This window comes from Hymenobacter sp. IS2118 (assembly GCF_000715495.1).
Taxonomy (GTDB): domain Bacteria; phylum Bacteroidota; class Bacteroidia; order Cytophagales; family Hymenobacteraceae; genus Hymenobacter.
Window position 1 is genome coordinate 1 of the sequence record NZ_JNLX01000135.1, and the last position, 24985, is coordinate 24985.

16 protein-coding genes are annotated in these 24985 nt (G+C 60.7%); 7 read left to right on the top strand and 9 right to left on the bottom strand.

The features are described from left to right. Nucleotides 1-42 precede the first annotated feature (42 nt). Nucleotides 43-1104, top strand: coding sequence for a transposase (locus GM79_RS12650; protein WP_035562095.1), 1062 nt, complete (start codon nt 43-45; stop codon nt 1102-1104). Nucleotides 1105-2535: 1431 nt separating this feature from the next. Further along, nucleotides 2536-3213 carry a recombinase family protein gene (locus GM79_RS12665; RefSeq protein WP_035564422.1) on the top strand — a complete coding sequence of 226 codons (678 nt, stop codon included), beginning with the start codon at nt 2536-2538 and terminating at the stop codon, nt 3211-3213. Between the two features lie 14 nt (nt 3214-3227). On the opposite strand, the gene GM79_RS12670 is transcribed toward GM79_RS12665, so the two are convergent. The 8 genes from GM79_RS12670 to GM79_RS23115 all read right to left on the bottom strand — a co-directional run bounded on the left by GM79_RS12670 (nt 3228) and on the right by GM79_RS23115 (nt 17297). Beyond that, entirely contained in the window at nt 3228-4379 is a 1152-nt protein-coding gene (locus GM79_RS12670; RefSeq protein ID WP_152559979.1) for a hypothetical protein, read from the bottom strand. Nucleotides 4380-4504: 125 nt separating this feature from the next. Continuing rightward, nucleotides 4505-5542, bottom strand: coding sequence for a patatin-like phospholipase family protein (locus tag GM79_RS12675; protein ID WP_035564426.1), 1038 nt, complete (start codon nt 5540-5542; stop codon nt 4505-4507). A gap of 24 nt (nt 5543-5566) precedes the next feature. After that, entirely contained in the window at nt 5567-5860 is a 294-nt protein-coding gene (locus GM79_RS12680; RefSeq protein WP_035564428.1) for a patatin-like phospholipase family protein, read from the bottom strand. A 106-nt stretch (nt 5861-5966) separates the two neighbouring features. Further along, a complete protein-coding gene (locus GM79_RS12685) occupies nt 5967-10223 on the bottom strand; it encodes a hypothetical protein (protein ID WP_035564429.1) in 4257 nt (1418 codons plus the stop codon). Continuing rightward, nucleotides 10210-13800 (bottom strand): hypothetical protein, encoded by a 3591-nt coding sequence (locus GM79_RS12690; RefSeq protein ID WP_035564431.1) that lies wholly within the window; start codon nt 13798-13800, stop codon nt 10210-10212. Before GM79_RS12690 ends, GM79_RS12685 begins: the two co-directional genes overlap by 14 nt. Then, nucleotides 13772-14290 (bottom strand): hypothetical protein, encoded by a 519-nt coding sequence (locus GM79_RS12695; RefSeq protein ID WP_035564433.1) that lies wholly within the window; start codon nt 14288-14290, stop codon nt 13772-13774. Before GM79_RS12695 ends, GM79_RS12690 begins: the two co-directional genes overlap by 29 nt. 55 nt (nt 14291-14345) lie before the next feature. Continuing rightward, complete coding sequence (locus tag GM79_RS23110) at nt 14346-15674, bottom strand: hypothetical protein (RefSeq protein ID WP_051718846.1); 1329 nt, start codon at nt 15672-15674, stop codon at nt 14346-14348. Nucleotides 15675-15731: 57 nt separating this feature from the next. Continuing rightward, complete coding sequence (locus GM79_RS23115; RefSeq protein WP_152559980.1) at nt 15732-17297, bottom strand: T9SS type A sorting domain-containing protein; 1566 nt, start codon at nt 17295-17297, stop codon at nt 15732-15734. Nucleotides 17298-17653: 356 nt separating this feature from the next. On the opposite strand from GM79_RS23115, the gene GM79_RS12710 reads away from it, so the two are divergent. Together GM79_RS12710 and GM79_RS23120 are read left to right on the top strand one after the other, a co-directional pair. Further along, complete coding sequence (locus tag GM79_RS12710) at nt 17654-19384, top strand: sensor histidine kinase (protein WP_035564435.1); 1731 nt, start codon at nt 17654-17656, stop codon at nt 19382-19384. Next, a complete protein-coding gene (locus GM79_RS23120; protein WP_051718848.1) occupies nt 19368-20117 on the top strand; it encodes a LytR/AlgR family response regulator transcription factor in 750 nt (249 codons plus the stop codon). The genes GM79_RS12710 and GM79_RS23120 overlap by 17 nt, the downstream gene beginning before the upstream one ends. Nucleotides 20118-20618: 501 nt before the next feature. On the opposite strand, the gene GM79_RS25480 is transcribed toward GM79_RS23120, so the two are convergent. Further along, nucleotides 20619-20780 (bottom strand): hypothetical protein, encoded by a 162-nt coding sequence (locus GM79_RS25480; protein WP_161787172.1) that lies wholly within the window; start codon nt 20778-20780, stop codon nt 20619-20621. 503 nt (nt 20781-21283) lie between these two features. Between GM79_RS25480 and GM79_RS12720 the strand changes: the two genes are divergently transcribed. The 3 genes from GM79_RS12720 to GM79_RS12730 all read left to right on the top strand — a co-directional run bounded on the left by GM79_RS12720 (nt 21284) and on the right by GM79_RS12730 (nt 24938). Beyond that, nucleotides 21284-21676, top strand: a complete 393-nt coding sequence (locus GM79_RS12720) for a BlaI/MecI/CopY family transcriptional regulator (protein ID WP_035564437.1) — start codon at nt 21284-21286, stop codon at nt 21674-21676. Further along, the gene (locus GM79_RS12725) at nt 21666-23141 is read left to right on the top strand and encodes a M56 family metallopeptidase (protein WP_161787173.1); all 1476 of its coding nucleotides are present in this window, start codon (nt 21666-21668) and stop codon (nt 23139-23141) included. The genes GM79_RS12720 and GM79_RS12725 overlap by 11 nt, the downstream gene beginning before the upstream one ends. Nucleotides 23142-23618: 477 nt before the next feature. Then, nucleotides 23619-24938 (top strand): TlpA family protein disulfide reductase, encoded by a 1320-nt coding sequence (locus GM79_RS12730; RefSeq protein WP_161787174.1) that lies wholly within the window; start codon nt 23619-23621, stop codon nt 24936-24938. Nucleotides 24939-24985 lie beyond the last annotated feature (47 nt).

Sequence of the window (24985 nt, forward strand, 5' to 3'; positions counted from 1 at the left end):
CTGATGTTACGCAGTATTTTTCCGTTCTAACTACCGTTTTCGATGGCCTGCACCCTGGATTTGTACACGGATTATCTCATCAGCTCGACGGGCCAAACTTCGGCTACGGGCCTCTCACGCCTGTTCGATGGGCAGCTTAGTCACGACCAGGTGACGCGCTGGCTCAGCAGCGTACACTTGGATTCACGCCAGGTCTGGGGCCATGCCAAACCGCTGATTCGGCAAACCGAGCGGACGTTGGAAGCAGCCGATTTTGCTGTTCTTATCGTCGATGATTCTATTTTGGAGAAGGCCCACACCGATGCCAATGCCCTGCTCTGTACCCATTACGACCATAGCCTGGGGCGGTACGTGAAGGGGCTCAATTTCGTGAGCCTGCTCTATGTGGCCGGTTCGCTCGCCGTGCCGATTGCCGTGGAGCTGGTGGAGAAAACGCAGGCCGTAACCGACCCTAAAACCCAGAAAGTGAGTCAGAAAAGCCCGCTGACGAAAAACGAGATGCTCCGCGCCATGTTGCGCGTGGCCCAAGAGCAAGTGGCCTACGGCTACCTGCTGGCCGACAGCTGGTATGCCTCGGCTGAGAACATGAACCAGGTGCGCGCGTTGGGCCACGACTTTATTTTTGCCCTGCCCACCTCGCGCACCGTGGCCCTGAGCGAAGTGGGGCGCGGCAATGGGGAATTCCAGGCCCTTGATACGCTGGCTTTCCCGGATGGGCAGCCCTTGCGCGTCTGGCTACGGAGCGTCGTGGAGGCGGTGCTCGTGGTCCGGCAAGTCTTTACAAATAAGGACGGTTCGCAGGGCGTGTTATATCTGGTGAGCAGCGATACGAATTTGACCGGGGAACAAGTGACGGTAATCTACCAGAAAAGGTGGAAAATCGAGGAGTACCACAAATCGCTCAAGCAAAACACGTCGATGGGCAAGTCGCCTACGAAAACCATCGATACGCAGGCCAATCATTTCTTTTCTTCCATCCTGGCCTACATCAAGTTAGAGAAGATAACCCGACAATTAGGCATTGGTCATTTTCGCCTCAAAGCCCAACTTTATTTGCGCGGACTCAAAGCCATGCACTACGCGTTAACCAAAATGGCTGCGTAACATCAGTCAATAATTGCCTTTTTGCTGCTCCTGCTTACTGTTTTGGTGTTTGCTGGCAACCAATTACTAAAGTCAAAGTCTTCGTAGTTGTGAAGAATATTAAGATTTCTCTCGTACATATCCTTCGTCTGTTTTATCATGCCCGGTTTGAAGTCGTTGGTTATATCGACTATTTTATTCCTAATGGGTTCCGTGCTTTTCTCCTTTACGGCGTTGCTTAACGCACTTAGGCTTCGAACCCAATAGTCTCCACCGCCATCCAAGCTAACCTCGTTCCCTTTGCCTAGGTTAGTTAGCAGCGTCCTTCGACTTTTCTCGGACTTGTTTCTAAACATAACAATATTTTTTACTGATATTTTCTTCATTTTATCCGTTTTTGAGTTTATGGAGTTACGAAAAGGAGCGGAACGGTTAAGCAGGTGAGGTGGGAGAGCGCGACTCTCCCACCTGAAAACCTACTTGGTGCGGGTGGCGTCAACCAACTTGTAGGTTGAACCCGCAAGGGGGGTAGGGGGCAACGGGTTGCCTTTTGTAGAGGTCCTTTCGGGGCCTTGGCCGCCACGGGGACCAATAATTTGATACTGACCGCTTTTCGGTGCGGCCGTGCCGGGGGTTAGCTTGCTAGCCATAACGTTTGCGACACTTGAAAAGAGCGTCGACTACTAAAATAGTGAGATTTTTCCATAGTTTCGTTTAATGCTAATAAAAATAGAAATTAGATTTTAAAAATTCTTTGTAAAGACCGACATAGAACCCAATGATACAGCAGGTTAAAGACAATTTTAAATAATTGTTAATGTATGGTGTTACAGCCGACTAGCTAATCCACGGATTATCCTGAACGTTTGGGCCTGTGAGATGGGGGCTGAGTTTCGCCCTAAGCAACAATGGCCTAAAAGCACCATCTGCAGACTGGACAAGGTTAGCTAGCTCCAGCGCCCGCACCAAGAGCTTGCATCGTGTCAGCATGACCAACGCCGCCACCAGCGCGTGCAACGCCCGGCCCGCGACCGGGTTCAGGCCGACCCGGCGTCCGGCGTTCGTGTGAAAAAAATCGTGGAAGCGGCACCCCGAATATAGGTGCGCAAGTGCCGGCCGAAATGTGACCCCACCGGCCGGCGCTTCCCAGGCGGCCAAGTGGGCAGTGGGCCGCTTCAGGCTGTGTTTCCACTCGGTGCACGCGTTGGGCATGGGGCAGGCGGAAGCGGAACAGCGTGCGCTGGTAACCGGTATGAGAATGGTTAACCGGCAGGGCCTACTTTATGCGACGCCAATCGGTACACCCGACTTCCGTTCGTTCAGCAAAGGGGGATGACAGACATTCGTGTCTAATTAATGAATGTTACCCGATTTTACATATTGTAAACGAACGTTTACAATATGTAAAATAAGGTAACTTGCGGGTGTTTTCTTCCCTCTGGTTCTGATTTGATGTCGCAAGCCCGCCGCTACACTCCTTACTATAGAGTCTCCACTCAGAAGCAGGGCAGTTCGGGTTTGGGCCTCGACGCGCAGCGGGCCGCCGTGCGGGCCTTCGTGCCGGACGTGGCCCAGCTTGGGGCTGAGTTCGTGGAAATTGAGAGCGGCAAAAAGAACCAGCGGCCCCAGTTGCTGGCCGCCATCGCCGAGGCGCGGCGCGTGGGCGCGACGCTGCTCATCGCTAAGCTCGACCGGCTTAGCCGCAACGCGGGCTTCATTTTCGCGTTGCGTGACTCGGGCGTGGACTTTGTCTGCTGCGATATGCCCGACGCGAATACGTTGACCGTGGGCCTGTTTGCCGTCATTGCCCAGCATGAGCGCGAGACCATTTCCAAGCGGACGAAGGATGCGTTGGCGGCCAAAAAGGCGCGGGGGGCGCAGTTGGGCACGCCGGCCAACTTCACGCCGGCCGTTATTGCCCAGGGTCAGGCGGCGATGCAGGCCAACGCCCGCGAGAACCAGCAGAACCGCCAGGCTGCCCGGCTCGCGGAATTGCTCCGGGCCAAGGGCCATACCTTGCAGCAAGTCGCGCATGAGTTGAACCAGGCTGGCTACCGCACCCGTCGGGGACGAGCTTTTCACCCTACTACAGTACAGCGGCTGCTACCAGTCCAAGCAGGAAGCGCCTGATTTTGAGCCTGGGTCTACGGTTGGGTGCGACGCTCGAAGGGGTTTTGGCTGAAGCCCAGCGAGAGCGAAATGAACGGGTTGAAACGGTAGCGGTCCTCGTGTAGCTGGGATTCGTTCAGGTTATCGTTGATGATGTCACCCTCTTTGTAGCGGCCCAGCAGTACACGTTGCTGCTGCCCAACTATCCCCGCGCTGATTTTTAGGTTTTGGTGGTACGTGAAGGTCGGACCGAAGAATACTGTAGGGCTTACCAAATCGAAACCCAGGCCACCGGAGAGTCCAAAGCCGACGCCATTGGCCTGGACGCTGGTCGGTACCCAGGTGAAGAAAATGGATGGCGCGAACCGCAGCCGGCGGTCATCCCGCTCTTTGGTGATGCGGTAGGTTGTGCCAGTGGTTGTACCGGTGCCCGCGGGCTGGGCCGCTGCGAAGAAAACCTCTTCTTTGTTGAACACTGGCGTTATGAAGCAGAACCCGTAGGAGACTTCCCAGGTGCCCCGGGGGCCGGTGGAAAACACTTGCTCCCAGGTTCGTTTTTCGTCTCCGGTTTGCCGCGTTACGACAACCGTCAACTGCTGCCCTTTTTTGAGGGTATAGGTTCCGACAACAAGTCGCGTACGTTGCAGGACAGCCTTCGCCTTACTAACCAGGGCATTATCTTTACACGAGTCTGCGGCCAGTGCCTCCCGGACTACCGCGCTCAGGCCCGACACGTCGGCTTCCTGGCGGGTATTGCGCAGGTCTTGCACGAGCGCGGCCAGTTTCGCACATGCTTTTTCATCTTTTTCATCTTTTTTGTCAGGCGAAGCAGCGGCGATAGGCGCTGACGGCGTGTTGTTCGGATTCGGCAGCGGCAGCGCCGGGATGGGCGTCGTGATGAGTTGCGCGCTGATGGTATAGAGCTGGTCCACCAGTTTGCTTTCGAGCAGTACCACGTAGGTCTTGTCCTCGACTGTTCGCGTAGCCGTCAGCGGCACGGCCAGGTCAATACGCAAGGTGTCGGGCGGAGCCAAAAGGGTACTCTTGCCGCTGCCGCCGCCAATTGACCGGCGGCTGGAAGCCGCCGCACTGCGGGGGGCGCTCTGTGCCTGTGCTGGAAGCAATGCGAAACCCCAACACAGCAGCGTCAGGGTTGGAATTAGCCGTAGAGGAGAGGTGTTTTTCATTTGAGGCTGGGATTAGGAAAAATAAGTTATCGCTATCGGTCATTGGGCAACGCATTCTGGCCACCCACAAAGCCCGTTGGCAGGTACTGGAGCAGTACTGGCTGCTACGGTCGGAGGGGGACTGGTTACGCCGGCTGGGTCGGAGCGGGCCAGTAGAGCTTGACCTGCAACTCGGTCAGGTTTTCGGCGTGGCGGCTGAGCAGCGTCATCTGCGCCGGCGTGAGCGGCGTCAGGTTCGTGCCCACGCTCGTGACCACGGCCCGCTCGGCCGGGGTCAGGTCGCGGGCCGCCACCTGCGCATAGCCCACCAGCTCGGTCAGATACTGCTCGATTTGCGCCTGATGCTGCTTCGGCTCGGCTTGCCATTCCGGCCGCAGCTGCCGGGCGGCCACGACGGCGGCCGGCAGCTGCCCGTTGATTAACTGGTTCACAAAGGCGGGAATGACCTGTTCCAGTTGCCCATCCAGCGCCAGGTAGGCGATGCTGCGGCCCGGGCCCTCAGCCGCCGGGCGGAAGCGCTGGTCCATGAGCTGCACGTTGCGGATGCGCTGCATGAACAAATCGACCGTGCGCAGCAGCAGCGCCACCGTGTTGGGGTAAGCAGCCACCAGCCCCAGCCCGGCCCCGGCGTCGGACACCAGAATCGTCCCGCAGGCGTATCGGCTGCCCGGCTGGGTGAGCTTGTGCAGCCCTTGGTTGTCGTAGACGCCGCCATCAATGAGCTGGGGCTGCACATCCGGGCGGTCGGCATCGGCCGGCTGCTGGTAGAAGGTCCGCGCCAGGCGTACGGGCGTGAAGGCAAACGGCACGCAGGAGGAGGCCGCCACGGCCCGGGCAACGGGAAACCCGGCCGCCACGAACCGGGCCGGGCGGTCCGCATACGTGTAGGTCGAGTCGCCCATCCAGTCGCGGGAGAACGTAAAGGGCCGCCCGGTCTGCAGGTTGGAGGTGCTCAGAGCCAGCAGCGGGCGGGGCGGCAGCTGGTCCAGGGTGCGGCCTTGGAAGAAGAAGGCCTCGTAGGCCCGCTCAATCTCCTGGCTGACGGGCAGCAGCCGGAACTGGTAGCGGGCCAGCAGCAGCGCCAGCCCCAGCAGGGGCAGGGGGGCAGCCGGGGCCCAGCGGGTAAAGAGCAGGCCCAGCGCCAGCCCCGGCAGGGCCAGCACGAGCAGGACGAAGCGAATGAATGCTCAGGACGTGAGCACGCGGCGGATGACGTTGCAGCGGCCCAGGGCGGCCTGCATCCGGTCGTAGAAGGATTCGAACGGCCCCTCGTACAGGCAGTAGGCGGCCCCGGTGATGGAGCCGCCGGAGATAGTGGAGAGCACGTCCACCTCGGCCAAGCGTCCCAGCTCATGCAGCTTGCGCAACGTGCCCAGGTGGAAGGCGGCGGCACGGTAGCCGCCGCCAGATAAGGCCAGCCCGATGCGGGACGCAGCGGTAACGTAGGTTGCAGACTTGGTCGGGGGTATCTGGTCGGGCATAGGATAAATAGGATGAGCGCCGTCGAAAGTGGCGGGCTGTGGTGCTGAACGACCGGGTACCCTACCCAACTGTAGCCGGCTGTGTCTCCGAAAAATGACTGTTCCTTCAGGAAGCTGCCACTGCTACTACTTTAGTCAGGTTATGCAGACGAATGGCAAGGCCGTCTATCCGGGTGCTCAATTCAGCGATTTTTTCGATGGATAATGGCGTATCTGCAGGCTTGCGGCGCAGGCGTCCTTGCTCTACGGCAAGCACTTGCCTGAATTGCCCGTAGTCGGATTGAAAAGTAGCTATGGCGTGCTGAACCATAATTGCCATCTCCATGCAAGGCGCTCCATGGAGTACCGAGGGTAGGCCCACTTCATCCTGTTCCAGCACAGCCTCCGTGTCCAGAAGCCAGCTTTTCAGCAAGGCATCATGAAAAGTGTGCAGGTGTTTATTCGGCACCAAGCCAGCCGATTCGTAATTGGTCAACTGAGCCAGGCAGGAGTCGTATAGCTGCTGCCACAGAGGGGCCGTCTTGTGACGCAGCAGCTGCAGCGTCGCACGCTGATTTAAAAAACCCAATAACGTGGCGTATGTCGTTAAACAAGCGTCGTAACCCGTAAATACATCAGCAAATGCTGGCAGGTTGGGGTAGCGCTGGCGCAATTTCTGCAGGCTTCCGTGAAATGCTCCACTCCACTGCTCCACTTCCCGGTTGTGCGTAGTAGACCAAGTCTGCCATTCCACCATAACATCTACCGGCATCGGGTGGGCCTTATCGTATACTACCCAGTCTGCCACTAATGGCTGAGGCAAGGTGTGTAAGGCCTCTTCTTCGTTTGCACGTTTGCGAAGTTGCTCGGCCAGTACGTCCAGGGGGTTTGTGTACCTCATCACGTAGGGTGATTCGTTTATTTCCGAGATATATAGCCGGCCCCATTCCTGCAGCCGTGCGCTCAAAGCGGGCGTTAGGGTGGAAACTCCCGAAAACATACTGTAAAGTGCCTGTTCGATAAAAGTGCGATAAGTAGCAATGAAGAAGCGGTTGGAAGTATCCATTTGCCCTTCAGCTAACTCAGACACCATTTTGACGAAACGGTACAATCCAGCCATGACGGCATGCGGTCCAGTATCGGTATTCTTTGTTGATGCCAACAGTCCATATTGAGCGAATAAAAAGGATAGGTCTTGGCTGACAGCCGCCCAACTGCCCTGTGGCGACACGTTTTCATTAACCCATCCTAGAGCACCGTGAACTTTATGTCCTATATTTCTAATATAAGATTCAAATGGCCATTTCTCTTGCTTAATCGCAGCGTAAAATGCAGTAACATCCGAAATCTCCTTATTTGCTTCGGGTGATATCCGACTTAGCACAGGCACGAACTCGTACTCATTTGGGTGAATGCACTCAGAAATGGTGCGCTCAAATTCGTCAAGCTCAAGGGATGAAAATGCAGCGTCCCATTTGAATAGCTGTCCAAGTCCAAGATGGTACCCCAAACTTCTCCAAGCCAGAACAGCCAGTGAATTCTGTTGGTATCTGTCTAGCAGGTGCTTGAATAGAAAATAATATGCATTTTCACCATTAACCCAAAAAGATTCTTCCAGTAGGTCATTAAGCCAGTTTTTGAGGTCTTTAGATGGGACTGCCAATAACTCTGGCCAACGAATATGGTGCAGGGAACCGCCTGCAAAAGGAGAAAGCGCCAGGATGGCTCGGATTGCCTCCAGGGCCTCGAACGTGGGCACTTGTGGCACGTGCAAAGGTGTCTGGTGCACTGAAGTGCCCAGAGCAGCCGCACTATCAAGCAGTCGATAGCCCTGACGCAGAAGCGCTTCTTCGGGCTCATCCGCGAGCCGCAGCCATAGTAGGTGCTCGTTGAATAAAGTGAAGTAATCAATTACTGCTGGTGGAGATGACGCACTTACTGCTGTTAATTCCACAGCTATTTCTCGAAGCCGGTGGACGGCTAAACGAAACCGGGCCCACTCACCGCGTTCTGGGTTTAGCTGAACGGGATACGTTTGAGATGCCGCCCACTCCAACAGCGAAGAAACTTCGGGATAATTTTCAAGCGTCTCAATGCGAGCGGCTATTTCATGCGCCAAATGCCTCGCATCCTCATAGCTAGGTCGTTGTCTGTCAATTGACTCCAGATAGGAATCATGTTCAGTCCGGAGCCGACACATCAGCATAAATCCTGTCAGAACCCCGTTAAAAGAAGACATGTCTACAAAGCTATGCAGCTGGTGGTCAGACAAATCACGGCTCATAGGGCCATACGGCAGGGGCACATCGTGGCGAACGGTTCTTAACAATGCTTCGATGGCCTGGCGCTGCTCTTGCTGGGCCTGCCACAGCTGTGCCTGAGACGGGGCGCTATGCCAGTACGCCTGCTGTTGGTCAACGGCCGTTTGGACCTGCTCCAGCACTCGCCGAATATTGGCTGGGGCATCGGCCTCGCTTACTGAAAGAACGGGGTGCTGCGTCCGCTGCGTCTGGACTAGTTGACGCAGGTCGTGGCGAAGCTGAGCCAAGGCGGGTGCCTGTAAATGCGTCATTTGCTTCTGCCACTGCTGCTGCCAATGTCGGATAGCTGCCTTATTGGGAACGGTGGCAGTAGGAGCCGGCAGCAATCCCACTTGCAGACAGCCGTCCAGCAGTTGAGCGGAGGTTACCGCAGCACTGGTAGTAGAAAACGAGTGGAAGCGGAATAGTGAAAGGAGCGATTTTGCCGCGTCGCCGAAAGTCGATTCCAGATGAAAGTCATCAGCATCCAACGGTTGTACCTCCGGATAGGTTGAATCAATCTGATTCAGTAGCCCATAGGCCAAGGCAGCGGCCGGGTGTAGCAGAGACGGCAACTGGTAAAGGTCGAAACGGCCGGAGGGGGTTAGCAGCATCGGCAGCAGTGCGGACAGTGCCAGCGGCGGGTCTTGCGCGCCCACCTGCTGTAGAGCGTTAAGAGGTGAGTTTTGGGCGGCGGGCCGCGGAGCTTGTGGGGTAATGGGAAACCCTACTTCCGGGTCGTAGGAGCGGCCGAGGCCATCCAAGTAAGTGCCCGATTGCACTTGGTAGGCTGTCGGCTGAGTAGACAAATTATCTCCCAGCACGATGCCAGACCCACCGGGCCAAGCCTGCAACGCCGCATAAAATTGCCGGGCATCTGCGGTAGGGACCACATCAGCAGCCAGCTTCTGGCCTTGCTCGCGCAGCCATTGGTCATTATCGTGGGAGGCAACCCCAATCGGAAGGAAGAACCGCTTGCTCTCCCCTCCAACACCTCGAATGCTCACGCGCCAGTGCCCATCGGCGGTACTGCCGAGCGTGTAGGCGAAACTGAAAGAGTGCAGCAGCTCGGCCGATTCGTTCCAGGGGAAATACACGTTGCGATAATCCACGCGTAGCGTGCCCTTAGTCAGGGCTATTCGCAGCGAGCCTGGTAGCACCACCGGGTACTTAACCGACGCGGGCAGGGGCGGCATACCCATAGAAGAAACTGCGTCATAGCTCGGCATTTGGACCGGATACAACGCCAGCGGCTCGGCGTTGGTGGCCACGCGGCCGGATGCGCTGAGGGTAAAGGCCCAGGCAGGCACGTTTTCCGGGCTTAGCCAGGCAATGGTGGGCAATACCAATTTCGTTAGCAATAGCCCGTCGCGGAGACAGTAGGCCGCTTCGGCACCATCTGGAATTGGGTCGAAACGAAGCAGGGAGGGGCCTCCTGCAGGCAGGGCCGATTGCTCGGTACGGAGGAGCAAGTGCAGGGCGGCTGTATCATGAGCTCCTGTGACACAAAATCCCATGTCATGCACAGCACCGGCACTAGGCAGTAACGGCAGCGCGCGGCCCCGGAGGGAGACAGTACTCAGCAGTGGGAACGCCAACGTGGAGGCGAGCACTTCGCTTACATATTGCTGCCACTCCTGCTGCAGGCCCAACTCGTAATCTATCGGGAGGACATCAGGGGTGGCTGCCACATGCACGACGAGCTGGTGTGGCACCACCGGCAGAAACCGCAGATGACCGCCCCCTCTCTGCTCATCCCAACCCAGTTTGAGTACACACGATACGACCAGCGTCGGCGTTGAGTACGGGTGGCCGGTCCAAGCGGGCGTGTAGGTAAAGTCCTGCACCCGCAGTTCGAGCGCCAACGCATAGGGATTGTCTAGAGCCTTGAATTGCCACGCGTGCCAAGTGCCCGCTAAGCGGGGCACCTTGGCTTCGCCCATGACTGGCCAGCGCAAGTGCGTCGGTTGTGGGTGGTGCTGCCGGGCTTGCTCCAGCAACTGATTGAAATACCTCAGCCGAACCGAGAACACGGCGTCCCAGCCCGCCAGATGAGCCGTCGGGGTGGTTTCAGAATGTAGCATTGGTGCTGAAATTCAGGGTGAACAAGGGGTTGCGGATTGATTTGGCCGGCGGGTCAAGGATAAACACCAGCATGGTAGCTTGCGGTGGGGCCTTGAAACTGCTAATCGACGCCGTATAGGCCTCGCTGCCTTCGGCTGACTTGGCTAGCTTTTTGACCGGCATTTTCTCGCCCAGCAGCTTGTAGCCGAGCCGCTCGCCGAGCGCCGGCTGGGCCAGCTGCACATACACCTCGGCATCCACCGCGTCGGTGAGGGTTATCGTTACCTGCGCGCCGGCCTCCCGGCTCACCTGCGGCACCACGAAATAGGTCCCCGGAGTCAGGCTCCCCTTTACGAAGTCAAGATTGAAGCTAATGACCAAGCCATCGTCCAGCTTCACCTCGTCCACGACCAGCGCCGTACCGAAGAAGGGCCGGATATCATTGAGGAAGGCCCCCGCCAGCTGCGAAAAGCCGTTTTGCTTTCTTTGAGCCTGTAGCTTTTTCGTATCGCGCTCAATCTCATAGCCTATCAGGTATTGCCAGCCCAGCATGATGAAACTGAGGTAGGTCGACCCCTCCGAGGTATATTCGCTCATGGTGGACAACTTTTGAGGCCATCTTAACGCCGTTTCCATCATGGCTTTGTTGATGTCCTCGGTGAGTAAGGAGTGGTCGGGAAGGAGCGTGCCGCGTTCGTAGTTGCGAAGTTCCTCATTCACGAAATTGCCATCCAAGAAAGGGTCAGCCTCTTCGTCAATGTTGATGCGCTCTATACGGTCCAACCGGCCGGCGTAGGCCCCGCCTTCGGCAAAGCGCAAGTTGTATCGCTGATTCTCAACTGCTGGCTGCCCAACGTTCCCATCCCATCCCTCCCGGGGCGTCCGCTGCACGTGCGCTATTATCCGGCCATCGGCTTGCGCCAAATGGGTGAGCATGTAGCGCCAGCCCTGCGGGTTTTCCCGCGCTATTTCCCGGTCAATTTCCCACCTGCGTCCGTTTTCCACCTTGTTGCGGATGTACATACCCAATCCGAACTGCCGGCGCAGCGTCGCCGGCGCGTTGGGTTGTGGCATTACGCGGTTTCGAGGCACGAACTGCCCGAAAAAAGCTGTCATTCCGCCCCAAATCCCCTTGATGGTTTTCGTCAAGCCCTTGTAATTGGGTCCCAGACGCTTCCGCTGGACCAAGCTGGTTATGCTTATACCCACAGACGCTAAGCTTACAGCGCCCGATATAAGCGTCAGCGTGGTCATCAGCCAAGACGTTGCGTCGGCGGTAGCCAAAAACTGTTGGTCATCTTCCAAGTAATAAACTTCCGCCCGGTCGGCACTGCCGTAATCGGCCGTGGTATTATGGTAAGTGCCCGTGGCTATCCGGCTGGCGGTGCCTTGCACCCGGCCGTAATCGCCCGGAACGGCCACGCTATCAAATTCAAGGGTTACCGAGTCCGCGTTGAGCCGAAACAAAAACTGAAAGGGCTGCACCAGGAGCCGCGCCGGGCCCTGGCCGTCGGCGCGGGAGGAGTTGGTCAGAAAATCCTGGGCAAAGTATAACGCTTTAGTCGTTATAACGCTCGAATCGGCCACGATAAATAACTCATCCATATTCGATTCGGCCGTTTGGGGGCCCGTCGCATCCAGGTAGAAGCTGCGGGCGATGGCCGGCAGGTAAAACTTGTGCAGCAGCAGGTGCTTGTCGATGTACAGTGCCGCCGACCGCCCTGTCGGAATCAAATCCCTGTTAATGTCAACGGTTTGGCTATCTTCTTTTTCCCCGCGCATCAGCAGGCAGACGAGCAGCTCGCGTTGCGGGTCGTCTGCGGCCAGGTCTTGGTCATCGGGCCGGTGCCGGGAGTAGTACTGCACCGACCGGGGCGTGAGCCACGCCTTATGGTCGGCCGCGCTTGAGGCTGATTTGGCGGCTTGCGTTGCCACGTCTTCCAGCACGTTGAGGCGGGCCAGCACCCGCTGATAGCTGGCCGCCGAGCGGCGCGACAGCAGGAAGGATGCGTACACGGCATCCGCCACCGGAGCCCGGGCCTCTACCAGCAGGGCCCGGTTCAGAAAAGCGACCAGTCGGCCAACAATATTGTCCGTGTTGCTCGAGAAGAGCTGGCTGGGCAAGGTGCCGGCCGGCAGGGCCGTCAGGTTGTAGCGCAGCGCCTTGAAGTGCTTCAATTCCAGCTGCATTGATTGCTGCGTTTGCTGCACGGCCCGCATGCTGACCGATACATCGAGCGATAACTGGTCGGTGGGTAGCAGCCGATAGGCGGCGCGGCCCGAGTACAGTAGCCCACCAATGAGCGGAATGCGAAATGTAATTTCGGTGGTGGCATCCCCCGCCGTAACGGGGAGGCTGGGGTCGAGGCTGCGCTCCTGCCCCACCGTGCGCAAAAGCCGCCACGGTCCCAACTCCACGGCAAACGATTCGGTGTAGCGCACCGGGTCGGAGGCAGGGATAAGCGGGGTAGGCGTTGTGAGTTGACCAATGCCATACAGGTGGGGTGGGCAGGTAACGGGTACCAACCCGCCCACGGCCTCCAGCAGCATCTCCAGCACCTCGTGGCGGTTGAGCGCCTGCGCATACCAGCCGGCGTTGAGCTGCGCCATGGTACGCTCGCCGGTCAGGGCCAGCACGTCGCCCTGCCATTCGGTGTGGTAGGCCCCCCGCATGGCGGCGGCCCGCACGGCGGCCTGCACGCGCTCGGCCACAAGGGCTACCTCCCGGGCTAGCACGGTGTTGTAGGCCTGCGCCAACAGGGCCGTTCGCTCAATCGGGCTCAAATTCGTTCGTGTGTCCCGCTGGATGTAGCGGGCGTAAGCTAGGGCAGCATCGGGGTCGGGCGGTTGCGGCCGGTTGCCCTGCTCGGCCAGCAGCAGGCTGGCGGGCTTGAACTTATCGGAGTACTGCCACACTTTCTGCATGGCTTTACTCAATAGTTGGCCCAGCCAGGCGGCCACGGAGAGCGAATCGTCCAGCGTAACTGAACGCAATTCGAGGTGAAGCTGCTTCTTGGCTTCTGTCTTATTCGTTTTGGCGGGACCTACCTGCCAGTCGGCCTCTTCCCACACCTGCTCTATAGCTGGCCACAGGGCGCCGGCCCACGCTTCATTACCGTCCCCGCCCAAAAAGTACCGAAAGGCCGCTGCCGCGGTTTTTTCCGAGTGGAATCTCCAGGGAAAACGGCCAACCACCTCTTGCACAATGCTACGGCCGGCCAGCACGAAGGCCTCATCAGTTTCAGCGTCGGTGGTGGCCCTACCCACGGTGAGCAAGGGCAGCGGCTCGTCTACCGAAGCACTGGCAGGATATTGGAAACTAACCTCATCTATCCCCAGCAGTGGCTGTAGTCGCAAACCACTGGCGGTACTATCGGGGGAGCTGATGATGGCATCATCGGGGCCAACAGCCGGGTAGCCCGCGCCGCCATCGCGCACGGTTACGTAGTGCCCCCTGACGTATTCGACCTTGCAATCCGGGGTGGACGCATCGGCGTCTAAAGTGACGGTTTCGGTTGCCCAATTGCTCGACCGTTTAGTGATGCGCACGTAGGCGATGGGAACAGCCTCATCTTCTTTGATTTTGGGGGCTAACACGACCACAGCCGCGCTGCCATCGGTGAAACTTAATGAGGGGGGGCGTGTGAAATAACAGCGGTTTTTCCCCCTTCACGAACCGGACGGTGGCCAATCCGTAGGCAAAATCAAATGTGGCCGCCCGAATGGTGTCGCCATCGGCCGCGGCCGGCGCAAAAGACAAGGCCGTGAGCGGGTTATTGTAGTCCGTGCCTCCTTCCAGCACTAACACCTCCCGCAGGCGGTACGTTACCTTGGCCGAAGCCAGCACTAGTTGTTCCACTCCGTTGCGGGGTTGCGTGCCGGTCACGGTCACGGCCCCGGCGTAGGTGCCGCCCCAACTGGCGGTGCCCGCAAACTGCAAGGCATTGGCGCCCGCCCACGCGGCGCTGACCTGCTGCCGCAACACGTTTCGCCAGCGGGCTTCCCGGTTGGCATCGGCCTGCCATAAGTCATTCACCGCGCCAAACCGAATGGCGAATATCGTATCCCAGTTGGTAGTCAGTCGCATAGATGGTGGGGGTAGTTAAGAAATGAAAAGGACCGGGCCGCTTTGACGGCGTGAGCTACTTGATGACTACAAAGCGAAAATTTCTCGAATCGAAGGCATAAATCCAGCCGGCGCGGTTCACGCCCACCCCGTAGACCGTGTTGAAGCGGGCCGCTGTGCCCGTGGCCGGGTAGATGATGCCCGAGGTGGTGCTACCGGCTACGGTGCTGACGACACCGCCCGTGGTTACGCGCCGAACCGCGTGGTTCATGCCCACGATGAGGTCGCCGTTGGTGGCAATGGCCACGCTGTTTGGGTTGGTGAAGCGGGCCGCCGTGCCGGTGCCATCGACCAAGCCCGAGTTACCAGCCAAGCCCGCCAGGGTGCTGACCGTGCCGTTGACATCGATGCGGCGGATGGTATGGTTGGACTGGTCGGTCAGGTAGCCGGTGCCGTAGATATCGAACACCAGGCCCACCGGCATGTTGTAGGTAGCGCTGGCAAGCGGTCCGCCGGCACTGCCGCTGGTGCCCAATGTACCGCTCCACAGCGACACCGTGCCACCGGGGGTGATGCGTCGGATGGTGTGCGTGGTCGTTTCCACCGCGTAGAGGTTGCCGCTGGGGTCGAAGGCCAGCCCCTGCGTAAACTGCTTGAAGGTGGCGTTGCCGACCCCGGTGCCGTTGGTGCTGCCGTCTACGCCGACGGTGCCGGCGACGGTGGATACCACCCCGGCCTGGGTGATTTTACGAATCACCCGGTTCACCGCGTCGAACACGTACACGTTTTGGTCCCGGTCCAGCGTCAGGGCCGGCAGGAAATCCCCAAACCGGGCCCCGGCCGTGGCGGGTCCGTCGGCGTAACCCAGGGCGAGCGACGAGGTACCGGCAAAGATGGAGGAAGCACCCGTTGGGCTGATTTTCATCACGAAGCGCCTGACGCCCATGTACAGGTTGCCGTCGCGGTCCATCGCCATCTGAAGGTTTGTGCTGGTGTAGGTCGCAGTCGTGGCCGTACCGGAGGGGTCGCTGATTACACTGTTCTGGGTGCCCGCGCCCGAAAAAGGGGAGACGGCCCCGCCGTTGGCGGCGCTGCTGGTCAGAAAGCCGTAACTGTTGGGCTGCTGGTTGTTCATCAGGTTGTACCACGCCCCGTTGTAAGTATGGTACAGGCCAAACTCCCCATCGGTCTGGTACACCAGCAAGCCCGATACCGGGTTGGCAATAGCCTGCCGCTGGGCCGTGGTCATGCGCGGCAGGGCCAGCCCGCCTGTGGTGGAGGTAATATCCAGCGCGGCCGAAGCATCGGGCGTGGTGGTGCCCACGCCGATGCTTTGGGCGGTAGCGGAATAGGAAAACAGCGAGGTGAGGGCCAGCGCGGCGCTCCAGGTCAGCAACTTGTTCATGAACGTGAAAAGCAGGGAGTTGATAAAAACGAGTAAAAACGCGGTAGCAGACCGCCGCTACTGGCGCACCAGGCGCAGGGCGCGGCGGTGGCCTGCTTGCTCCAGGTGCAGCAGGTAGAGGCCGGGGGCCAGGCCGTCGAGCTCGGGCAGGGCCAGGGCGGCGGCAGCGGGCACCGTGCGGCGGGCCAACTCGCGGCCGGTGGCGTCAAGCAGGCGCAGCTGCAGCGGGGCGGTTTCAAGGGAGCGCAGCTGCAGGGTCACGAGCTGGTCGGAGCCGGCCGGGTTGGGCCAAAGGGCGGCCTGCCAGCCGGCAGCGTCGGCGGGCACGGCCACCGTTTGCACGGGCGAAAAGTGGGCCGTACCGTCCAGGTCGAGCTGGCGCAGGCGGTAGTACACCACCGGTGCGCCGTAGCGCGTCAGGTTGGGGTCGAGCAGGGTGTAGTCGCGGCGCTGGCTGGTGGTGCCGGCGGCGGCCACCCGGCCCACGGCCCGGAACTGCTGCCCATCGGGGCTGGCCTGCACCTCAAACCAGGCGCTGTTGGTTTCCGAGGCGGTGGTCCAGCGCAGGCGGGCCGCCTCGCCGGCCCGCTCGGCCGAGAAGGCCACCAGCGTGACGGGCAGCGGGGCCACAGCCGCGCTCACGGTCCAGTCGGAAAAGGCCGCCGCCGCCACGCTCAGGCTGCGGCCGGTGGCATCCTGGCTCGGGCCCACGGCCACGAACGGGCCGCCGGGCACGTCGCGGCGGAAGGCCTGGGCGGCGGCCCGGCGGGCGGGCGTGCTCAGGCCGCCGTCGTCGTCGGCCAGCCAGCTGAGCGTGAGCGTGGCCGGGGTGCCGGCGGCGGGTTGGTTCTGAACGCTGATGCGCCAGATGCGGTCGATGGAGCTGCTGGGCGAGCCGCCGGGGTTGGCCGCCGCGCTGTTGCTGTTGCCCAGCCCGGCCGTGCGCGTGATGCTCACGCTGCCCAGCGCGTTGCCGTTGGGGTTGATGGCGGCGCTGTTGGGAAATACTACCGGCGCGGTGCCGCTCACAGCCGTGCGGGTGGCGCGCAGGTTGCCCTGCACGTAGTTGCCGGGGGCTTCGCCCATGAGCGTGGCCCCGTCGGCCAGGATGAGGGTGCTGGCGGCGGCCGTGCGCAGCAGCCCGCTGCTGAGCGTGAGGCCGCCGGTGAGGGTCAGGTCGGCAGGCAGGTCCACGCGGGTGGCCCCGGGCTTGTCGAGCACGAGCTGGCCCACGGTGCCGCCCGGCGCATCCAGGGTCTGGGCGGCCGCGCCATTCAGGCGCAGCGTGCCGGTAGGCGTGCTGCTGAGGGTGCCGGCCTGCTGCACGTTGCCGCCCGCTTCAAGCGTGCCGGTGCTCAGGTCGAGGGTGGTGCCGGCCGCGCCGCCGAAGCTGCCGCCCAGGCGGGCGGTGCCGGCCGTGCGCAGGATGGCCGCGCCGCTCTGGCTGTAGCTGCCGGGCACGGAGAGCGTCGCGTCGGGGCCGACGTACAGGGTCTGGCCGGTGTTGGTGAGCTGCTGAGCGGCGGCCGGGCCGGCCAGGGCCAGCGTCAGCAGCAGCGTCAGCGGCCGGAAGCGGCCGGGACGGGCCGGCCAGGAAGCAGCGTGGGGTAAGGGTTGGGGCATAGCAAATAGGGCAAATGGCCGGAGCCGGAAAAACGCGCCTGGTTTCAGGACGTAAAAGGAGAAAGGCACGATGCGGGAGGTCGGGCGTGCGAGCTGCTGCAATTCAGGTACAAAACAGGACAGTATGCGCTGCTTTGTCAAGATATTTGAGGTCGAAGGGGCAATATTTGAGGTCGGGGCCCGAAAAACGGGGCGCGGCGGGCCCGGCGGCCGCCGACAGCCGCACCGGCGGGGACGCCGGCCGCCATCGCCGCCGCAGATAGGCTGCGCGGGCCGCCCCGATAATTGAGTGCGAACGGCCGTTTTTTGAGGTTGGGGCCGGCGGCCACCCGTCCCGACTACCGTACTTTTGGCCGGTGTTCAACAGGATAATTTCTTCGCTTTCAGGGCGCGGCTCGCTGCCCTTCCGCCTCATCCGGCGGGGGCTGCTGGCGCTGGCCGTCGGGCTGGCGGCGGCCGGGCCGGGCCGGGCCCAGTCCGCGCCCGCTACGGCGGCCCGCTTCTTCGGCCTGCTGCGCGCCGGCGACTCGGTGTATGCCCAGAAGAAGGGCTACCGCAGCTTCGCCCACGCCCAGCGCTACTACGACCGCGCCCAGCTGCTGGCCGACCGCGCCCAGGACACGCTGCTGCTGGCCGAAGCCGTCTTTGCCCGGGGCCGCGTGTACGATGCCTGGAACAAGGAACCCCAGAAAACGGTGGCCTACTTCCGGGAGGCCACGGCCCTGTTTGCCCGCCTGCCGGCCCAGCGCCGGCGCTACTTCTACGCCAAGTTCCTGCTGGCCCACGCCTACGACAAAGTCCCCGACAGCCTGCGCACCGTGCGGGTGCTGCGCGAGCTGCGCCAGGAGCTGGCCGGCCAGCCCGACAGCCTGCTGCGGCAGGTGCCGAGCACCGTCGAGATGGCCCTCACCGCTACCCAGGTGCGCAACTACGCCCTGGCCGACAGCCTGCTGGGCCAGCTCGTGCGCCGCCCCTGGGTGCGCAACGACCCCGAAACCTACGACTACCTCACCCACTACTACCTGGCCCAGGCCCGCCTCGACGTGTTCTACCGCCGCCGCCGGCCCGCGCCCTACCTCGACTCGCTGGCCCGCCTGCGGGCCACCAACCTGATGGACCGCGTGTACTACGGCCACAACCTGGCCGAGCTCTACGCCGCCGCCGGCCAGTACCCGGCCGCCTACGCCGCCCGCACCCGCGCCGCCCTGCTCAACGACAGCCTCAACAACGGCGGCGAGGTGGAGCAGGTGCGCCGCAGCCTGCTGCGCAGCGAGGAACAGGCCCTGGCGCGCCAGCGCCGCTACGAGGCCAGCCGCCAGCGGGCCCGCACCTGGGGGCTGTGGGGCCTGGGAGCGGCCCTCACCATTATCACCCTGCTCAGCTTCTACCTCTACCGGCAGGGGCACCGCTCGCGGCAGCAGGCGCGGGCGCTGGCGCAGGCCAACACGGCCCTGGCCGGGTCAAACCAGGAGCTCGACCAGCAGGTGGCCCAGGTGGAGCTACTCAACAAGGAGATTCAGCACCGCGTCAAGAACAACCTGCACATGATTTACAGCCTGCTGCAAATGCAGGAGCGCCGCACGGATAACGAAGAAGTCATCGCGCACCTGCAAACGGCCCGCCTGCGCGTCGAAAGCATCGCCGCCTTGCACAACCAGCTGCTCAGCAACCCCGAGGCCCCCGACCTGGCCGCCTACCTGCGCAGCCTGATTTCTTCGGTGGTGAGCTGCCTGGCCACCGACTGCCAGGTGGTGACGCACCTGCAAACCGGCGAGCACCCGCTGCCCGCCGGCAGCCACCTGGCCCTCTCGCTCATCCTCAACGAGTGGGTCACCAACTCCGTCAAGTACGCCGACCCGGCCGACCACCTGCTGGAAATCAGCGTGCGCCTGCGCCACGAAGCCGGGGCCACCTGCCTCACCTACTTCGACAACGGCCGCCTTGCCGCCGGCACCCCGCCCCCGCCCGCCGGCCTGGGCACCCAGATTATCACCCTGCTCACCCGGCAGCTCGGGGCCACGGTGCACACCCCCGCCGGCCAGCCCTACCACTACGACCTGTGCCTTCCCGATGGAAAACCTGCGTAAACTCTCCGTGCTGGTCGTAGAAGACGAAGCCCTGATTGCCGAAAATCTGCGCCTCACCCTCGAAGACCTGGGCTACCACGTCATCGCCACCTGCTACACCTACGCCGAGGCGCAGGCCGCCCTGGCCCCGCCCGCCCCGGTGCCCGACCTGGTGCTGCTCGACATCAACCTGGGCCACGCCGACCCCGCCCGCACCGGCCTGGCCCTGGGCCGGCAGCTGGCCGGGCAGGGCGGGCCCCCGTTCATTTTCCTGACCGCGTACTCCGACCTCGACACCGTGCGGCAGGCCACCCAGCTGCGGCCCAGCGGCTACCTGGTGAAGCCCGTGAGCAGCGGGGCGCTGTTTGCCGCCATTCAGCTGGCGCTCGACCGGGCCACGACCCATCAGCCGGCCCCGCTGCCGGCCGAGGTGCTACCGGCGGCGGCTTCGTCAGATATCGGCCCCGCGTTCTTCTTTGTGAAGCTGGGCGAGCGCACCCACAAGCTGTCCTGGACGGCCGTGCAGCGCCTGGAAGCCGGCAAGAACTACGTGACGCTGCACCTGGCCGGGCAGCAGGCCGGCTACCCCGTGCGGGGCTCGCTCACCTACGTGCTCGACCAGCTGCTGCCCGCCTCCCTGTCCGACCATTTCATCCGCGTCAACCGCCGCCTCGTGCTCAACGCGGCCTGCATCACCGGCTACGACGAAGCCTACGTGGGCTCCTCTCAGGAAACGAAAAAAATAGCACGTTAAGGAATTTGACCGAAAGGGTCGTAGCTGTTCCAGAACCCGGGTTAGGTGGTTCCATCTACACGCAGCTGCTTGGCGCATGCCCAAATTGGCGCTTCGCAGAGTCGGCTTCGCTGGCCAGCATGCCTGTTGGCGTGCAGTGTTTGAGCAGCTTTTTGAGGTTATAAGCCATGGCCGTGAGCAGCATCGTTTTGTGGGGCCCAGCCAGTCCCCGCACGTTCATCCAGCGCAGGCCGTAGTGGGCAGCAGGTTGCTGAAGACGGGCTCGATTTGGCGCTGCCGCCCGCGCCGTATGCGCTAACCACGCCGGGTCTGCTGCCGCTACTAGGCGCGGCGTTAGGCCGCATCGTATATGATGCGGTTCAGCTGCTTACGATTGGCGCCAGGCACGCAGGTGGGCCTTAACGGGCACTACTGGCATTCCTAGTAAGTGGCCCAATAGAACTTGAGCCAGACCCCGTCGGCCCGGGTATCGTGCTTGCGAAACGAGAGCACCTTGCCGGCCTAGCAGCGTAAGCACGACAGCAGCCGAGGCAGGTGGAAACTGTCGGGCTGGTCAGCCAGGTCCCCCTGCACGTGGCTGATGACGCCGTGGGCGGTATCGACAGCTAGGCTGCAGAGGTAGTTCAGGGCCCGGGCATTGCCGGGTTTGACGCGGATACGCACGTCGGGGTCAGTGGGGCTATAGTTAGCTCTTGTTGCTGAGCAAGCGCGCCTGTTCGTGCCGTGTCCCATTGCGCCGGTCTGGGCGCCCTGCCGCCAGCGCTGCCCCGTATTCCGCTGGCTGGGTCGGCCAATAAGGTCCCACGCTTTGCTACTCATATGCTATTACCCAGCCGACAGCCTCTTGCTCTAACTCGCCCCATCCGTGGGCAACCCGCTACCGCTTAACTTACCCTGATAGAGCGCACACCGACATCCTGACAGCCGAAAATCCGAATGAAAGTGGTCTTCACTGATTATCTGCCGGACCTGCGCCAGCCCCTGAGCAACGATTTCACTTACCGCTCGACATCATCCTGCACCGGTTTAAATCATCCTTTTAACCTTCCTTTTCCATTCCTCATTATAGCGTATACAGAATCAGTATCGAGCGAGCTAACAAAAGCGCGAGTCAATTAACTTAAAAAACAGTTTTACAACTGAAATTTCAGTTTTATATTTGACTCATGGAAGAATTAACTAAGGCCGAGGAGCGCGTCATGCAGGCGGTGTGGAAACTGAAAAAGGCGTTCGTCAAGGATATCATTGAGCAACTGCCCGACTCACCCAAGCCCCCCTATAACACCATCTCGTCGGTGGTGCGCATTTTGGAGCGCAAGGGCTATGTGGGCTTTAAGGCCTACGGAAAGACCTACGAATACTACCCCCTCGTCAGCAAGGTCGCCTACCGGGGCGCCACGTTTCGGCGTATGCTCAGCCAGTACTTCGACAACTCGCCCGCGGCCCTGGTTTCTTATATGGTGGCGGAAGAGAAGCTGACACCGGATGAAGTGCAGCACATGCAACAGCTACTGGACAATGCCGATGGCACTAGCGCTTCCCCTGCCCATGGAGAGTAGCAACTTCTGGTGGTACTTGGCGGAGGCCAGCTTCTGCCTGACCGCGTTTGCGGGCCTCTACCGGTTTGCACTGGCCCGATTGTCGAGCTTTCTCTGGAGTCGTGGGTACTTGGTAGGTAGCCTGGCCGCCAGCCTAGTCCTGCCGCTGCTGGGGTTGCCGGACGTGCTGCGCCATTTGCGGCCACCTGTGGCCCAGGCGGGTACCACGCTGAAGCCTTGGGTGCTGCAGTGGTCGGCCCAGCACCTGGTGATTGGCACCCCTGCGGGCTTAATATCTAGCTGGGACTGGCTGGGGACGCTGGGCGTGGTGGCCGTGACGGTCTACGGGCTGGGAGCGCTGCTTCGGCTATGGCGTATTGGCCGCAGCCTTCGCGGGCTCTATCAGCTGATTCGGCAGTCCCCCCGAACTCGAATAGGGACCTTTTGGCTGGTGGAATTACCTACTGCCGGGCAGGGGGCGTTTTCCTTCGGACGGTACGTGTTTCTGTCGCCTGACCACGCGACGTTAAGTCCCTTGGAACGCGCGCAGTTATTACGGCACGAGCAGATGCATGTAGAGCAGCATCATTCGCTCGACATCCTGTTTGCCGAGCTCGTGGGCGCCCTTTTGTGGTTTCATCCCCTGGTGGGGTACCTGAAGCGCGAACTCCGGAACGTGCACGAGTATTTAGCCGACGCCCAGGTGGCCCAGCACTCTCATTTGGTCTCCCAATACCGTCGGCTGCTGCTGCGGCTCGCTTCTGCTCAGGCCGCGCCGGTGCTGAGCCACGCCTTCACCAACAAACAGATTGTGTTGCGCCTTCGGTTTCTCACCCAGCCCCCCGCTTCGCCCACCAAGAAGCTTCGCTATCTGTTAGTGCTGCCGGTTGCGCTAAGCGTCTGGCTGTCTACTGCCAGCTTTGGGAATCCCGCGACAGAGGCAGCGCCTATGCTCCCCTTGACCGCCGCTTCCGCCATCGTAGGACCCAAAATTAACCGTATCCGCTGGCAAGGCAATACGGTGCTCTCCACCAACCGGCTCAACCAATTGCTGGGCCTGCAGCCGGGCGACGTTTACAACGCCCAAGTCATTGAATCCCGGCTGAATTTTCTCCCCGACGGACGCGACATCACGTCGCAGTACATGAACCAGGGTTACATGTTCTTTAGCCTCATCCCAACAGCTACCCCTCAGGCCAATGGCACCATTGATTTGGCGCTAACAATGGTGGAAGGCCCGCAGGTCCGCTTGCGTACGATTACGCTGCAGGGCAACCAGAAAACCAATTCCCAAGCCGTGCTGGCTACCCTGCCATTGAAGTCCGGGGAGCTCTTTAGCCGGGCGAAGCTGATGCAGGCGCAGCATCTGATTGCGGCAATGGGCTCCTTTGATGCCAACCAGGTGCACATCAACCCCCAGCCCGTGTTCGACAACGGCTCACCTTCCAAGCTAACGGATATAGGAGTGGTGGTGGTGGAAAAGTAGTAGTCCGCAGGCTTGCTACTGAGCCCGAACACGCCGTGAGGTGGTCTAGTTACACTGAACAGTTTAGGGCGTTAAATTGAAGGAAATGATGGTGAGCATGATACGTCGTTTGGCATAAATTACCAGACTCTCGAATAGCAAAAGTTGATACAAACCCTTAATTATCAATGACTAATTTACCAATAAGGATTTCAAAGCAGCGTGGGGATTGTCAAAGGTAGTAGCCAGAGAAAACTGCTTTTTGCGCCATATAAACGTATCTTTACGTTGTATAACGCAAAGATACGTTGTACATTTGTCATCGCCTTAATCAAGCGGGTTGCTGACTTCCAAGAAAGTCGTATTCCTGAAAGATGACGGGTTGTATTGTCTCTTGCCAGCTGACCCCTTATGTGCAAATTGTTCCTGCTGCTTGTAGTTGGCGTTACTTCGTTTTTCGCCCTGGGGGCAACCCAATTGTCCAGAGTTTCGCCAGTTGTGACCATCGTTGAGGGGCACCTTGACCACGCCCCGGCGGGCGATACCATTCGCCTCTATTGCGGGCACCAGCAGACGAAAGCCGTAGTCGGCCCGGGGGGTGATTTTAAATTGATAGTCAACGGACTAAGCGAAGCCAGCTTCGCTTCCCTCGCTTATGCCCGGCAACGTACGGCACTCTATCTCACCCCCGGCGACCGCCTGCGCCTGGTGCTGGATTTTCTGTATTTCGAAACGTCCTTGCGCTACGGCGGGCGCGGCGCCACCGCGAATAATTACCTGGCCCAGTCCTTGTCGCGCTTTGAGTATGGCCACGCCGGCCCGCGGCCGCAGGACCAGCGTACCCCCGTCACGACCGCGCCGCAAATGCGCCAGCTCGCGGACGCATTTCGCCAGAAACGTCACGCCTTTTTAACCACTTACGGGGCGGCTCACCCGCTGCCACTGGCCTTTCAGCAACAGGCCGGGTTGGAAATTGACGTGGAATGGGCGCGCCACCTGCTGGATTTCCCCGGGTACCACCGCGAGGCAACCCAGCAGGCTGCCGAGGTACCGGTGGGCTATTATGATTTTCTCCAAGCACTTCCCCGTCGGCAGCTCGATGAGCAAGTGGAGTGGGAACCCGTTCTGCGCTTATTAGCGGCATATGGAGGGCGGCTACTGCCCAACGGTCCGCTACCGGCCGACTCCGCCGAGGTGCGCCGGCTTTACGCGCAAGCCACCACGGATTTTGGCCCTTCCCGCGCCCGGGATTGGGCCATGTATCAGATGCTGACTTTCCAGGCACCCACTGCGCTGCTGGCCGCCTACCCGGTCTTTCGGACGCTCAACCGGGATTCGACCTTGAGCCGCAACATGCGGCAACTTGTGCAGCGGGAACTGCGGATGCAGCCGGGCCAACCAGCGCCCACCTTTACATTGCTCGACCAAAGTGGTCACGCCGTCTCTCTGCATGATTTTCGAGGCAAAGTTGTGTACCTCGATTTCTGGGGAACCTGGTGCGCACCCTGCCGGCAGGAATTACCCGCCCGCGCCCGCCTGCTGCAACAATTTGCGGGGCGCGAGGTCGTCTTCGTCTCCATTGCGGTAAACGATGCCGCGGCAACTTGGCAACGGGTGGTGGCAACGGAACACCTGGCGGGGCCGGCACAAGTAGCCTTGCGCAGCCCTGACCCCACGGTGGCAGCCGCCTATAATGTGCAAAGTTTTCCCACCTATCTGCTGATTGGCCGTGATGGACGCATTCAGCTAACCGCTGCCCCTCGTCCCTCCTCGGGGCCAGCTGTCACGGAGGCTATTGAGCAAGCACTCCAACAGTAGGATGGCCCTCCCAGCATTAATCGCCCCCCAGCAGCTTTTGGCTGCAA